Raw genomic sequence first — 13,029 nt, 5'->3', positions numbered from 1 at the left:
CGGCGAGCTGCTCGGCACGGACGTGGCGGCCGCCGCAGACGTCGTCGGCGACTCCGCCCGCGCCGCCGCGGACGGGCTCCCCGACGGCGGCGTCGCGCTGCTGGAGAACCTGCGCTTCGAGCCCGGCGAGACCAGCAAGGACGACGCCGAGCGCGGCGCGTTCGCCGACCGGCTCGCCGCGCTCGCCGACATCTACGTCGGGGACGGGTTCGGCGCCGTGCACCGCAGGCACGCGTCGGTGTACGACGTGCCGCGGCGGCTCCCGCACGCCGCCGGCGGGCTGATCGCCGCCGAGGTCGAGGTGCTGAAGAAGCTCACCGAGGACGTCGAGCGGCCCTACGCCGTCGCGCTCGGCGGCTCCAAGGTGTCCGACAAGCTCGGCGTGATCGACAACCTGCTCGGCAAGGCCGACCGCATCCTGATCGGCGGCGGCATGGTGTTCACGTTCCTGAAGGCCCAGGGGCACGAGGTCGGCAAGAGCCTCCTGGAGGAGGACCAGCTCGACACCGTCCGCGAGTACCTGCGGCGCGCCGAGGAGTCGGGCGTGGAGTTCGTCCTCCCGGTCGACATCGTCGCGGCCACCGCGTTCTCCGCGGACGCCGACCACGGCGTGGTCGCGGCCGACGCGATCCCGGCCGACCGGCTCGGCCTGGACATCGGCCCCGAGTCCGGCAAGCTCTTCGCGGCGCGCCTCGCCGACGCCCGCACGGTGTTCTGGAACGGCCCGATGGGCGTTTTCGAGATGGAGCCCTACTCGCACGGCACCCGCGCCGTGGCCCAGGGCCTCATCGACTCCGGCGCGTTCACCGTGGTCGGCGGCGGCGACTCCGCCGCGGCCGTCCGGCGGCTCGGCTTCGACGAGGCCGCCTTCTCGCACATCTCGACCGGCGGCGGCGCCAGCCTCGAATACCTCGAAGGCAAGACGCTGCCCGGCCTGCAGGCCCTGGAGGACTGACACGTGGCGCGAACGACCCCTTCCGGCGCGCAGAGCGGCCGCAAGCCGCTCATGGCGGGCAACTGGAAGATGAACAACAACCACTTCGACGCCATCAAGCTCGTGCAGAAGATGGCGTTCGCCCTCAAGGACGCCGACCACGACGCCGTCGACATCGCCGTGCTCCCGCCGTTCACGGCGATCCGCTCGGTGCAGACGCTGGTCGACGCCGACAAGCTCGGGATCCAGTACGGCGCGCAGGACGTCTCCCAGCACGCCTCCGGCGCCTACACCGGTGAGATCTCCGCCGCGATGCTGGCCAAGCTGGGCTGCACCTACGTCGCCGTGGGGCACTCCGAGCGCCGCCAGTACCACGCCGAGGACGACGCGATCGTCAACGCCAAGGCCAAGGCCGCCCTCGCCGCCGACCTCACTCCGATCCTGTGCGTGGGCGAGGGGCTCGACGTCCGCAAGGCCGGCGAGCACGTGGCGCACGTCCTGGCGCAGGTGGACGGCGGGCTGGAGAAGGTCCCCGCCGACCAGGCGCGGCGCACCGTGATCGCCTACGAGCCCGTCTGGGCCATCGGCACCGGCGAGGTCGCAACCCCGGAGGACGCGCAGGAGGTCTGCGGCGCCATCAGGACGCGGCTCGCCGAGCTCTACGACGGCGGACTGGCCGACCAGGCGCGTATCCTGTACGGCGGTTCGGTGAAGAGCGGCAACGTCGCCAAGCTCATGGCGCAGGAGGACGTGGACGGCGCCTTGGTCGGTGGTGCCAGCCTGGACCCGGGAGAATTCGTCAAGATCTGCCGGTACCGGGATCTCCCCGTCTGATCAAAACTGATCAATTCTGCGTGAACTGGGGGTTCTTGCCGAACCAGCGGGTAGTTCGTCGTACCCTTCGTACCTGACGGGTAAACCGCCCGGCCGGATCCACCGTCCTGAACTACGAACGACAAGGCGCTGAAGAATCGTGATCATCGCAACGTCCATCGTGCTCATCCTGTCGAGCCTGCTGATGGTGGTTCTCGTCCTGATGCACAAGGGCAAGGGCGGCGGGCTGTCGGACATGTTCGGCGGCGGCATCTCGACGTCCCTGGGCGGGTCGTCGGTGGTGGAGCGCAACCTCGACCGGCTGACCGTCGCCGTCGGCCTGGTCTGGTTCGCCTCCATCATCGTCCTCGGGCTGCTGTTCAAGGGTGACGGCACCCCCTGAACCACCCGTCAGACACCATGCGAGCGCCGCGCCGCCCTCCGGAGACCGCGGGCGGCGGCGGAAACACTGAGCGAGGAGTACTCCGTGGGTAGTGGCAACGCGATTCGGGGCAGCCGTGTCGGGGCCGGTCCGATGGGTGAGGCAGAGCGCGGCGACGCCGCGCCCCGCGTCTGGGTGACGTTCTACTGCGCCAACCGGCACGAGACCCGGCCCAGCTTCGCGACCGACGTCGCGGTCCCGGAGACCTGGGACTGTCCGCGCTGCGGGTTCCCCGCCGGCCAGGACTCGGAGAACCCCCCGGCCCCGCCGAAGACCGAGCCGTACAAGACGCACCTCGCCTACGTGAAGGAGCGCCGCAGCGACGAGGACGGCGAGGCCATCCTCGAAGAGGCGCTCGCCAAGCTCCGCGAGAAGCGCGCCGCCGTCAAGAAGGCCCTGGAGTCCGCGAGTCGCTAATGCATTGCCCTTGGCGGTCGGGCCTTGGAGGCCCTCCCTTCGGCGGGCAATGCGTGCGATCGCTGCATCGCTCCGTCTCGCCCTGGGGGCTCGCTGCGCGATCAGGTTTCTCGCAGGCTCGAAACCTGCCTTCGGACGCGATCGCGGGCGTTGGGGTCGTCGCGGGGTTGCGGTGTCGGCTGGGGCTTGCGGGTAACGGGGGCGCGCGTTAGCGCGGTGGCTTGCCGTTTCGCAGGTCGGAACCGCCTTTGGGCGCGATCGCGAACGTTGAGGTCTGGGCGTGGCCGGGATCTTGTGGACGTCGCCGCTCCTCCGAATATCCTTCGGAGGAGCGGCGTTTTTTGTGCGCTTCTGCACCTTGGGTTCGGCTTGTGGCGGGGATCTCGGGAGGTGGCATGGACGCGGTCGATCAGGCGATTCTGCGGCGGCTGCAGCGGGACGGGCGGCAGACCAACCGCGAGCTGGCGGAGGCGGTGGGGATCGCGCCGTCCACGGCGCTGGAGCGGACGCGTGCGCTGCGCTCGCGCGGCGTCATCACGGGATTCCACGCCGCCGTCGACTTCGAGCGGCTCGGCCGGGGCGTGCAGGCGCTCATCTCGATCCGGATCCGGCCGCAGTCCCGGGAGGCGATCGAGTCCGCGCGCGACGGCATGGCGGCGATGCCCGAGGCCGTCGGGGTGTTCGTGGTGACCGGCAACGAGGATCTGCTCGTCCACGTGGCGGTGCCGAGCACCGCGTACCTGCGCGACTTCGTCCTCGACCGGCTGGCGCGCCGCAAGGAGTTCGTGGACGTCCGCACCACGGTCGTCTACGACCACGTCCAGCCGGTCGAGCAGGGCGAACTTCCATCGGCGGGACGGCCGTAGGGCCGAACAACTCACGGGTGACTCGTTGATGATTGTTGTGTTGGCGAATGATTGATGGCTATAGAGTCGCTAACCGAAGGAAGTGCGGGGATCGGGCAGCAGTGGCGCAGATCCTTCTAGGTTCGATCGTGTGTATCGACGGAATGAATCGTCCGGGGCGTTGCTGGTGCTCGTCGCGGGTGTGCTCTGGGGGACGGTCGGGCCGGCGCAGGTGCTGGCGGAGTCGGCGGCGAGTCCGGTCGCGGTCGGGGGAGCCCGGATCTCCTCGGGCGGCCTGATCCTCGCCGCGCTGGTCCTCGTGACGCGGCGGCGGGCGTTCCTCGCGCTGACCCGGCGGACCTGGGGGCCGCTGCTGGCCGCGGCGGCCGCCACCGGCACGTTCCAGGCGGCCTTCTTCACATCGGTGAACCTCACGGGTGCGGCCATAGCGACCGCCGTCGTGTTCGGGCTGGCGCCGGTCTCGACGGGGCTCTGCGAGCGGATCGTCCTGGGGACCGGGCTGAGCCGCCGCTGGTGGGCGGGAACCGCCTGCGCGATCGGCGGCGTCGCGCTGCTGATGGCCCCCGCCTCGGCCGGCGGCGCCGACCCCGCCGGCATCGCGCTGAGCCTCGTCGCCGGGACGTGCTTCGGCGTCTACACCGTGTCGGCCAAGGTCCTCACCGGGCGTGCCGCGGGAATGGCCGCCGCGGTCTCGGTGACGCTGCTCGCCGGGGGAGCGGTGCTGCTGCCGTGGACGCTGAGCGAACTGCCCGCGCTCGCCGCGCCCCGGTCGGCGGTGCTCGTGGCCTGGCTGGGGATCGCCGCCACCGCCGCCGCGTACATGTGCTTCGTCACGGGCCTTGAACGCGTCACGGCGGCGGCCGCCGGGACGCTCAGCCTGGTCGAGCCGCTCGTGGCCGCCGGTCTCGCGGTGTTGCTGCTCGGCGAGCGCATGTCGGCGCCCGTCGCGGCCGGGGCGCTGCTCCTGCTGGGCGGCCTGTTCGTCGTGTCGGTCCCAGCGCGGTCACCGCGCGGGCGGCGGGCGGCTCGGTATGATGGGGCGCACGCGACTGGCGCAGTCAAGGTGGAGGCGACCACCGGGGAGCGTACGTAGTCCGCACACCGCGCGCCTGGGTGTACGGGCCCCCTCGTCGGGGCGCCCGAAGTCCCGGCGCCGACAGCGCGGAGGCTCACCATGCACGAACCGGCCGTACCCCATCTGCTGGAGCAGGACCCCGAGATCGCCGGGCTGGTGGAGGACGAGGCCCGCCGCCAGTACGAGAAGATCCGGCTGATCGCCTCGGAGAACTACGTGTCGCCGGCGGTCCTGGAGGCCACCGGCACCGTCCTGACCAACAAGTACTCCGAGGGCTACGCGGGCAAGCGGTACTACGAGGGGCAGCAGAACGTCGACCCCATCGAGCTGCTGGCGATCGACCGGGCGAAGGAGCTGTTCGGCGTCGAGCACGCCAACGTCCAGCCCTACTCCGGGTCCCCCGCGAACCTCGCCGTCTACATGGCGTTCCTGGAGCCCGGCGACCCGGTGATGGGCCTGTCGCTGCCGATGGGCGGGCACCTCACGCACGGCTGGTCCGTGTCGGCCACCGGCAAGTGGTTCAGGCCCGTCCGGTACGACGTGCGCGCCGACACCGGCCGGGTCGACATGGACCAGGTGCGCGACCTGGCCCTCAAGGAGCGGCCGAAGCTCATCTGGTGCGGCGGCACCGCGATCCCGCGGACGATCGACTTCCCCGCGTTCGCCGAGATCGCCCGGGAGACCGGCGCGGTCCTGGCCGCCGACATCGCGCACATCGCCGGCCTCATCGCGGGCGGCGCGCACCCGTCCCCGGTCGGCCACGCCGACGTGATCTCCACCACCACGCACAAGACGCTGCGCGGCCCGCGCGGCGCGATGATCATGTCGACGGCCGAGCACGCGAAGGCGATCGACAAGGCCGTCTTCCCCGGCCTGCAGGGAGGCCCGCACAACCACACCACCGCCGCGATCGCCGTCGCGCTGAAGGAGGCCGCGCAGCGGGACTTCTCCGGTTACGCGCGGCAGGTCGTCGCGAACGCGAAGGCGCTGGCGGCCGCGCTGGTGGAGCGCGGCTACGACCTGATCTCCGGCGGCACCGACAACCACCTGATCCTGATCGACCTCACCAACAAGGGCGTCGCGGGCAAACCCGCCGCGCAGGCCCTCGACCGGGCCGGGATCGAGCTGAACTACAACGCGGTCCCGTTCGACCCGCGCAAGCCGTTCGACCCGTCCGGGCTGCGGCTCGGCACCGCCGCGATCACTACCCGCGGGCTGGGGGAGGAGCGGATGCCGCAGGTCGCAGCCTGGATCGACGAGGTCGTGCAGGCCACCGCCAAGCAGGACGAGACGGTCGTCGAGCGCGTCGCCGGGCAGATCCGGGAACTGCTCGCGGGCTACCCGATGCCCGGCTGGACGTCCGCGCCCTAGGCGCCGCGCAGCACGGTGATCATGCGCCACGCTCCGGGGTCGGTGAGGGCCACCGCGTCCTCACCGGCCCCGAAGTCTCCGTACTGCGCCACCACGTCCAGGCCGCCGGCGAGGCGGACGGCCGCGTCGAGTTCCGTGGCCGACCAGAAGCGGTAGGGGACGACGTCGCGAATCACCAGCGTCTCGCCGCCGGACTCGACCGTCACCGTGACGTGGTCGCCGGCGATCTGCGTCACCGGGTCGAGGCGGTCGGTGGGCTCGCCCCAGCGGACGTCGGCGCGGACGCCCTCGCGCTCGACCGTCCAGCCGGTGCTGACGGTGGGCTCGTCGCCGAGCCGGTCCCGGGGGTGCGACATCTCGACGATGTAGAGGCCGCCGGGGGCCAGGTGCGCGGCGGCGCGGCGCAGGTGCGCGACGAACGCGTCCAGCGTCATCAGGTGGGACGTCGAGTCGAGCATGGTCACGATGAGGCCGAACCGGCGGCCCAGGTCGAACCGGGTCATGTCGTCCCGCACGACCTGCAGCTCGACGCCCTGCTTCTTCGCCGCGCGGGCCGCGTGGGCGCACATCTCCGGGTTCAGGTCGAGCGCGGTCGCCGCCAGGCCGCGGCGGGCGAACTCGCGGGCGTGCTCGGCCGGGCCCGCGGCCAGCTCCAGCACCGCCGAGGCCGGGCCGCCCGGACGGTGCTCGGCGCACCAGGCGAGCAGCACGTCGACCTCGGCGGGCACGTCGCGGAACGAGCACGCCAGCTCGTACGCCCAGGGGTTGTCATAGATGCCGGTCACCCGGCCATCCTGCCAGCGCGCCGGTCCCCGCCGGGCGCCCGTCCAGCCGCAGCCGGATCTCCACCACGGTGGGGTCGGCGGTGCGGCGCGTCCGGCCGCCGAGCGAGGTCAGCAACCGGCGCATCCGGGTGTTCTCGCTCAGCGCGAGCGCGCGCAGCTCCACCACGCCCCGGTCCCGGCCCAGCGCGACGAGCAGGTCCGCGAGGGCGCGGCCGAGGCCGCGGCCCTGCCAGTCGTCCTCCACCAGGAAGGCCATCTCGGCGACGCCGGGGTCGAGGACGTGGATGAGGTGGGCGAGCGCGAGCAGCGACCCGTCCGGTCCCTCGGCGACGAGCGTCCGGCCGTAGGCGGGGTCGCGGAACCGCTCGATCGCCCGGCGCGGCGGGGCCGGCATCGGGCTGAAGTACCGCATCCGGCGGCTGTCCGGCGAGCAGCGCTCGTGCAGCGCCCGGACGCCGTCGGCGTCGTCCTCGCCGAGGGGGCGCACGACGACCTGCGTCCCGTCGCGGAGCACGACGCGGCGCGGGACGGTACTGCGCCGCGGGGCGGGCAGCGCGGCCCGGACCAGCGCGTCGGCCCGCGCCGCCTCGGTCGCGGTGAACGGCAGCCCGAACCGGCGGAGCCGGACCGCGCGCCCGCGCCCCACCGGGACGACGAGCACGTCCGGCTCCGCGCAGTCCCCGCCGGGGTCGCCCCAGGAGGCGTCGTCGGCGCGGAGCAGCTCGCCGAGGATCGCGGGGACGGCGTGCGGCTCGGCGCGCAGCCGGGACGCCAGGACCAGGGCGCGGGTCGGCTCGTCCACCAGCTCGTGCGGCCGGGCGGGGCGGACGGCCGTGCGGACCCCGCCGGCGGCGCCCAGCGTCTCGGCCAGCTCCCGGGCGCCGGGGCCGCCGCGCGGGACGTCCACGATGAACTCGTCCACCACGCCCTCGGCGTCGAGCTGGACGGACAGGCCGAGGATGTTGGCGCCGCGCCGGCCTAGCGCGGCGGTGAGCTGGGCCAGGCGGCCGGGCCTGTCCTCGATCTCGGTGCGGATGCGGAACAGTGGCATTGGAGCGTTCCCTTCGCGGGGCCGGCGCCCGTTCGATCCCGGCTCGTGTCGGCGACCAGGTTCGCCGACGCTTGTTACGCGGCCGCTACGTCATGGTGTGCCCGCGGTTTCACATACCGGACGGGTACTTGAGCCCTCCCCGCCGAGGGCCTAGCGTGCGGTGGGTGATCGACCCCGTGAGCGGTGAGCACGTCGACGACCGGCCTCCGCGCGGGCCCGCACCGGCCCGGCTCCCGCTGCTGTCCCCCGGCTCCCTCAGCGACGAGCAGCGGCTCCTGTACGAGGCGCTGACCGGCGGGCCGCGCGCCGGCGACCGCCTGCCGCCGTTCATGGCCGACGAGTCCGGCCGGCTCCTCGGCCCGTTCAACGCGATGCTGTACAGCCCGTCGGTGGGGCTGCCGCTGCAGGACCTCGGCGCCGCGCTGCGGTTCCGCACCGCGTTCACCAAGCGCGAGCGGGAGATCGCGACGCTGGTCGTCGCCGCGCACGTCCGCTCCGACTACGAGTGGTACGCGCACGAGCGGATCGGGCGCCGCGCCGGGCTCCGCGACGACGAGATGGACGCGCTCCGCGAGGGCCGCGCGCCCATGTTCGCCGACGTACGTGAACGGGTCGTCTACGAGGCGACGCGGCAGCTCGTCGCCGAGGACGACCTCGGCGACGCGGTGTTCACCGAGGCCGCCGCCACGCTCGGCCGCCCCGCCCTCGTCGAGCTCGTCACGCTCGTCGGCTACTACCGGGCGCTGGCGCTGCAGATGCGCGTCTTCCGGGTCGGCGTCCCGGACGGCATGACCCCGCCCGAGTGGCCGGCCGAGGACGGCGCCGCGGATGACTGAGGTGCTGCGCACGGTCCGGCTCGTCCTGCACCCGGTGACGATGGGCGACCACGCCGCGCTGCTGACGCACTGGACCGAACCGCTCGTCCGCCGCCACCTGTTCGGCGACCGGACGGTCTCCGCCGCCCAGGTGCGCGAGATCATCGACGCCAGCGAGCGGGACTTCGCCACCGAGGGGTACGGGCTGTGGGCGCTGCGTCCCGCGCGCTGGAGCGGCGGGATCGACGGGCCGGCCCCGGGCGAGCCGCTGATCGGGGTGGCCGGGCTGGGCCACCGCGACGGGCCGCTCGGCCACGGCGTGGACGTCGAGATCCTCTACAGCCTGCAGCCGGACCGCTGGGGCCACGGCCTGGCCGCCGAGGCGTCCCGCGCGGTCCTCGACTACGCCTTCGGCGTGGTCGGCGTGCCCCGGGTCACGGCAGAGATCGACATGGCGAACCCGGCGTCGGCGGAGATCGCGCTGCAGCTCGGGATGCGCCGCGGGCCCGACGGACCGGCCGGTCCCGACGGCGCCGCCTACTACGCGGCCGACCGCTCCCGCTGGGTCGGGTCCAGCCGCGCCGTCGACGCGGTCCCCGGCTCCCTCAGGCCCGCCTAGGGCCGGACGAGCCGCTGGACGTCCCCGTACGACGGCGCGGGGCGGCCGCCGTCATCGCCGGTGACGCCGAGGGCCGCGTTGACGGTGGCCTGGAGCGCGCTGCGGAACAGCAGCGAGCCGGTGCTGACGCGGTGCACGCCGAGGCGGTCCATCCGGGCGTACTCGGTCCGGCCCGGCAGGTACAGCACGTTCAACGGGACGTTCGCGGTGTCGAGGACGGCGCGGATGTCGGCGTCGTCCACGATGCCGGGGACGAAGATCCCGTCCGCGCCCGCCTCCGCGAACGCGCGGGCCCGAAGCAGTGTCTCGTCGCGGTCGGGGTCGCCCAGCCAGAACGTGTCGGTGCGGGCGTTGAGGAAAACCGCCGGCGCGGCCTCCTTCACCGCGGCTATCACGGCGGTCTGGTGGGCGACCGGCGCGAGGGTGCCGTCGGCCCGCCCGTCCTCCAGGTTGACCCCGGCGATCCCGAGCGAGGCCAGTTCGGCGACGAGTGCGGCGACGTCCTCGGCCCGCGTGGAGAACCCGCCCTCGATGTCCACCGTGACCGGGACGGGAAGGCGGGACAGGACCCGGGCCAGCGCCAGCGTCTCCTCCCGCGTGCCCCCGGTCGCGTCGGTCTTGCCCGCCGCCGCGGCGACGCCGAGGCTGGTCGTCCCGATGGCGGGGAACCCGGCCTTGACCAGTGCCGCGCCGCTCGCGAAGTCCCACGCGTTGGGCAGGACCAGCGGATGATCACCGTGGTGCAGTTCGTGGAATCCCACCGGCGGCCCTCCGTCCCGTGTGAACCGCCTGGTTCGCGGCCTGGCGTCCGATGGCGGCATTCCCGCCGGGCCGCGGCGCATGCCGCCGACTCTAGGGCCGCCACGTTTCGACGCCGGCCGAAGTGTCGCGCCGGGGAGCCGGGCCTCAGGCGGCGGAGACCGGGCCGCCGCGCCATTCCGGCAGCGGGTCGCGGCCGGCCGCCACGTCGAAGGCGGCGCGGGCGAGGAGCCGGGTGGAGTCGAGCGTGGGCAGCGGCGAGACGTCGGGCGTCACCAGGAGCGGGATCTCCGTGCACACCAGCGCGACGGCGTCGCAGCCGCGCTCGGCGAGGTCCTCGATGACCCGCACGTACTCCCGGCGGGACTCCTCGGTGAAGACGCCGTTGACCAGTTCCTCGAAGATGATCCGGTGGACGGTGTCCCGGCCGGCGGCGTCCGGGACCTCGGCGGCGATGCCGCGCGCCGCCAGCTCGCGCGGGTAGACCGGGCCGTCCATCGTGTAGCGGGTGCCGAGGACGCCGACGCGCCTGCGGCCGTCCCGCGCGGCCCGGCCGGCGACGACCTGCGCGATGTGCAGGCCGGGCAGCGGCAGGTCGCCGCCGGGCCGTTCGAGGGCGATGTGCGCGGTGTTGTCCGGGCACACGAAGAAGTCCGCGCCCGCCGCCGCCAGGCGCCGGACGCTCTCCGCGAGCGTCGCCCGGATCGGGTCGTGGTCCCCGGCCTCCCACGCGGGCATGCTCCGCGCGAGGGCGATGAGGTCGAGCGTCACGTCGGGATGGTCGTCGGGGCCCAGTTCGCGGAAGCCCTCCTGGCAGAAGGTCCGGAAGCACAGCGCGGCGCCTTCCGCGCTGTGGGCCAGTATGCCGAGGTGCCTCATGGGGCTCCCTTCCGTCGTTCCGGACGATCTTCAACGAGATCCTAGACGTGACGCCCGCCCATCGGCGCCGCGTCAGCTCGGGCGCTCCAGCGCGACCCGCGGGAGGCGCCTGGCCACCGGCCCCGGCAGCCACCAGGCCCACTTCCCGAGGAGCTGCATGATCGCCGGGACGATGAGGCAGCGGATCACCACCGCGTCCAGGAGGACGGCGACCGCGAGGCCCAGGCCGAACTGCTGCAGCATCCGGCCGGGACTCAGGATGAACGCCGCGAACACGACGATCATGATGGCGGCCGCCGCGGTGATGACCCTGCCGGTGGCGGCCAGGCCCTCGCGGACGGCGTGCGCGGGTTCCCCGGTGCGTTCCCACTCCTCGTGGATCCGGGAGACCAGGAACACCTCGTAGTCCATGGAGAGCCCGAACACGATCGCGAAGATCATTACGGGGATGAAAGCCTCGATCGGGCCGGGTTGCGCGCCGAACCGCCCGTCCTGGAAGACCAGCGTGATGGCGCCCAGGGCGGCCGCGATCGACAGCAGGTTGAGCACCGCCGCCTTGATCGGGATCAGCACCGAGCGGAACACCACCATGAGCAGGATCGCGGAGAGCCCGACGACCACGGCGACGAACAGCGGCATCCGCTCCGACACCGAGTCGGCGAAGTCCAGGGTGCCGGCCGTGGGGCCGCCGACGAGGTACTCCGCCCCGGTCTGCTGGGACAGGGCCGGGAGGACGTCGTCGCGCAGGCTGTGCACGAGATCCGCGGTGGCCGCGTCCTGCGGCGCGCTCTCGGGGAACGCGATCACGGTGTGCGCCGCGCCGTCCTTCGACGGCAGCGCCGGGGTCGTGGCCGCGATGCCCTCGGTCTGCTCCAGCGTCGGCTGGAGCTGCGCGGCCGAGCCTTCGGTGACTACGACCAGGGGGCCGCTGAACCCGGGCCCGAACCCCTCCGCGAGCAGGTCGTACGCCTGCCGGCTGGTGGAGGAGGGCGCGTCGTTGCCGGCGTCGGCGAAGCCGAGGCGCATGTCGAGGGCGGGGGCCGCCAGGGCGAGCAGGGCCGCGGTGGCGACGAGCAGCGCGGGGACGGGCCGCCGCTGCACGGCCGAGGCCAGCCGCCGCCAGCCGTCGTCGCCGGTCCGGCCCGGGCGCTTGAGGACGTTCCGCTGGATCCGCTTCCCGAACACCGCGAGCAGGGCGGGCAGCAGGGTCAGCGACGCCGCCATGGTGACCAGCACCATCAGCGCCACGGCGAGGGCCACGCCCTGCAGCGAGCCGAGGCCGAGGACGACCAGCCCCATCAGCGCGATGATCACGGTGCAGCCGGCGAAGAAGACCGTCCGGCCGGCCACGTCCAGCGCGACCCGCGTGGCGGCCGCGGGCTCCGCGCCGTCCCGCAGCTCCTGGCGGTACCGGTAGAAGATCAGCAGCGCGTAGTCCACGCCGACGCCCAGCCCGATCAGCATCATGATCGGCGGGGTGAAGTCGGCGACGGTGAACACGTGGGAGGCGAGCCCGATCAGCCCGACCGCCGCGCCGACCGCGAACACGGCGGTCACCAGGGGGACGGCCGCGGCGATGAGGGACCCGAACAGCAGCACCAGGATGACCAGCGCGGCCAGCATCCCCGCGCCCTCGGCGCCGCCGCCGCCCTCCTCCTGCGCGCCGCGGACGGGATCGCCGCCGAGTTCGATCTGGAGGCCGTCCTGGCTCGCGCCCTGGGCGGTCTCGATGATCTTCGTGACGTGCTCGGACGGCACGTCCTCGGCCGAGCCGTCGAGGGTGACGGTCGCGTAGCCGATGGTGCCGTCCTCGGTGATGGACCCGGGGCCCGGGGGCTGGACGTCGGCGACGCTCGGCAGCGCGCGCACCTTCGCCAGCATCCCGTCGATCGCGGCGCGGTCGCCGCCCAGGCCCTGGCGGTCCTTGAGGACGATCTGGACGGTGGCGCCCGCCTGGAGCGAGCCGTGCTCCTCCATGAGGTCGGCCGCGGCCTGGGAGTCGGTCCCCGGCAGCGAGAAGTCGTTGTGGTAGGCGGAGCCGGCGGCCTGCGACCCGGCCGTGATCGCCACGACCGTCACCGCCCACAGCAGGAGCGCGGCCCAGCGGTGGCGCTGCGACCAGGCGGCCACCCGGCCGAAGACGCCGGTACGGGCCTGCGCGCCCGTGGCGCCCCCGCCGGAGGATTCTGTCTTCGCGGACATT

The 13,029-nt window shown here is 73.5% G+C and carries 13 protein-coding genes, 1 pseudogene and 1 riboswitch; of the genes and pseudogenes, 9 read left to right on the top strand and 5 right to left on the bottom strand.

Going from position 1 to position 13,029, the window contains the following annotated elements:
- The 7 genes and pseudogenes from IEZ03_RS06450 to glyA all read left to right on the top strand — a co-directional run.
- Nucleotides 1-955: phosphoglycerate kinase (locus tag IEZ03_RS06450; protein WP_229808066.1), on the top strand; the 955-nt coding region annotated here is incomplete at its 5' end.
- Nucleotides 956-1,006: 51 nt separating this feature from the next.
- On the top strand, nucleotides 1,007-1,768 hold the full coding sequence (tpiA, locus tag IEZ03_RS06445) for a triose-phosphate isomerase (RefSeq protein ID WP_184890673.1): 762 nt from the start codon (nucleotides 1,007-1,009) through the stop codon (nucleotides 1,766-1,768).
- A 139-nt stretch (nucleotides 1,769-1,907) separates the two neighbouring features.
- Complete coding sequence (secG, locus tag IEZ03_RS06440) at nucleotides 1,908-2,150, top strand: preprotein translocase subunit SecG (RefSeq protein ID WP_184884927.1); 243 nt, start codon at nucleotides 1,908-1,910, stop codon at nucleotides 2,148-2,150.
- A gap of 84 nt (nucleotides 2,151-2,234) precedes the next feature.
- On the top strand, nucleotides 2,235-2,606 hold the full coding sequence (locus tag IEZ03_RS06435) for an RNA polymerase-binding protein RbpA (protein WP_131950398.1): 372 nt from the start codon (nucleotides 2,235-2,237) through the stop codon (nucleotides 2,604-2,606).
- Between the two features lie 395 nt (nucleotides 2,607-3,001).
- Nucleotides 3,002-3,472: an Lrp/AsnC family transcriptional regulator gene (locus IEZ03_RS06430; protein ID WP_184884925.1), complete on the top strand. Its 471-nt coding sequence runs from the start codon at nucleotides 3,002-3,004 to the stop codon at nucleotides 3,470-3,472.
- A gap of 82 nt (nucleotides 3,473-3,554) precedes the next feature.
- A pseudogene (locus IEZ03_RS38805) lies at nucleotides 3,555-4,403 on the top strand (DMT family transporter); the annotation flags it as partial.
- Nucleotides 4,404-4,507: 104 nt separating this feature from the next.
- Nucleotides 4,508-4,594, top strand: a riboswitch (ZMP/ZTP riboswitch).
- A gap of 52 nt (nucleotides 4,595-4,646) precedes the next feature.
- Complete coding sequence (glyA, locus tag IEZ03_RS06420; RefSeq protein WP_184884923.1) at nucleotides 4,647-5,918, top strand: serine hydroxymethyltransferase; 1,272 nt, start codon at nucleotides 4,647-4,649, stop codon at nucleotides 5,916-5,918.
- Here the strand turns inward: glyA and IEZ03_RS06415 are convergent.
- Both IEZ03_RS06415 and IEZ03_RS06410 read right to left on the bottom strand, forming a co-directional pair.
- Nucleotides 5,915-6,703, bottom strand: coding sequence for a class I SAM-dependent methyltransferase (locus tag IEZ03_RS06415; RefSeq protein ID WP_184884921.1), 789 nt, complete (start codon nucleotides 6,701-6,703; stop codon nucleotides 5,915-5,917). The two genes, glyA and IEZ03_RS06415, sit on opposite strands and share 4 nt — an antisense overlap.
- A complete protein-coding gene (locus tag IEZ03_RS06410; protein WP_184884919.1) occupies nucleotides 6,687-7,754 on the bottom strand; it encodes a GNAT family N-acetyltransferase in 1,068 nt (355 codons plus the stop codon). Before IEZ03_RS06410 ends, IEZ03_RS06415 begins: the two co-directional genes overlap by 17 nt.
- Nucleotides 7,755-7,918: 164 nt before the next feature.
- Here IEZ03_RS06410 and IEZ03_RS06405 point away from each other — a divergent pair, with 164 nt between their 5' ends.
- Together IEZ03_RS06405 and IEZ03_RS06400 are read left to right on the top strand one after the other, a co-directional pair.
- The gene (locus IEZ03_RS06405; RefSeq protein ID WP_229808065.1) at nucleotides 7,919-8,590 is read left to right on the top strand and encodes a carboxymuconolactone decarboxylase family protein; all 672 of its coding nucleotides are present in this window, start codon (nucleotides 7,919-7,921) and stop codon (nucleotides 8,588-8,590) included.
- The gene (locus IEZ03_RS06400) at nucleotides 8,583-9,188 is read left to right on the top strand and encodes a GNAT family N-acetyltransferase (protein ID WP_132045563.1); all 606 of its coding nucleotides are present in this window, start codon (nucleotides 8,583-8,585) and stop codon (nucleotides 9,186-9,188) included. Before IEZ03_RS06405 ends, IEZ03_RS06400 begins: the two co-directional genes overlap by 8 nt.
- Here the strand turns inward: IEZ03_RS06400 and IEZ03_RS06395 are convergent.
- The 3 genes from IEZ03_RS06395 to IEZ03_RS06385 all read right to left on the bottom strand — a co-directional run bounded on the left by IEZ03_RS06395 (nucleotide 9,185) and on the right by IEZ03_RS06385 (nucleotide 13,028).
- On the bottom strand, nucleotides 9,185-9,949 hold the full coding sequence (locus tag IEZ03_RS06395) for an isocitrate lyase/PEP mutase family protein (protein ID WP_229808064.1): 765 nt from the start codon (nucleotides 9,947-9,949) through the stop codon (nucleotides 9,185-9,187). The two genes, IEZ03_RS06400 and IEZ03_RS06395, sit on opposite strands and share 4 nt — an antisense overlap.
- Before the next feature lie 145 nt (nucleotides 9,950-10,094).
- Nucleotides 10,095-10,826, bottom strand: a complete 732-nt coding sequence (locus IEZ03_RS06390; RefSeq protein WP_184884915.1) for an aspartate/glutamate racemase family protein — start codon at nucleotides 10,824-10,826, stop codon at nucleotides 10,095-10,097.
- Between the two features lie 72 nt (nucleotides 10,827-10,898).
- A complete protein-coding gene (locus tag IEZ03_RS06385; RefSeq protein ID WP_184884913.1) occupies nucleotides 10,899-13,028 on the bottom strand; it encodes an MMPL family transporter in 2,130 nt (709 codons plus the stop codon).
- Nucleotide 13,029: the final 1 nt, after the last annotated feature.

The sequence above is a fragment of the Actinomadura livida genome (assembly GCF_014648675.1).
In the GTDB taxonomy this organism is placed as follows: Bacteria; Actinomycetota; Actinomycetes; order Streptosporangiales; family Streptosporangiaceae; genus Spirillospora; species Spirillospora livida.
Note: the sequence above shows the minus strand (reverse complement) of the source record. Positions and strands in the feature narration are given on the sequence as shown.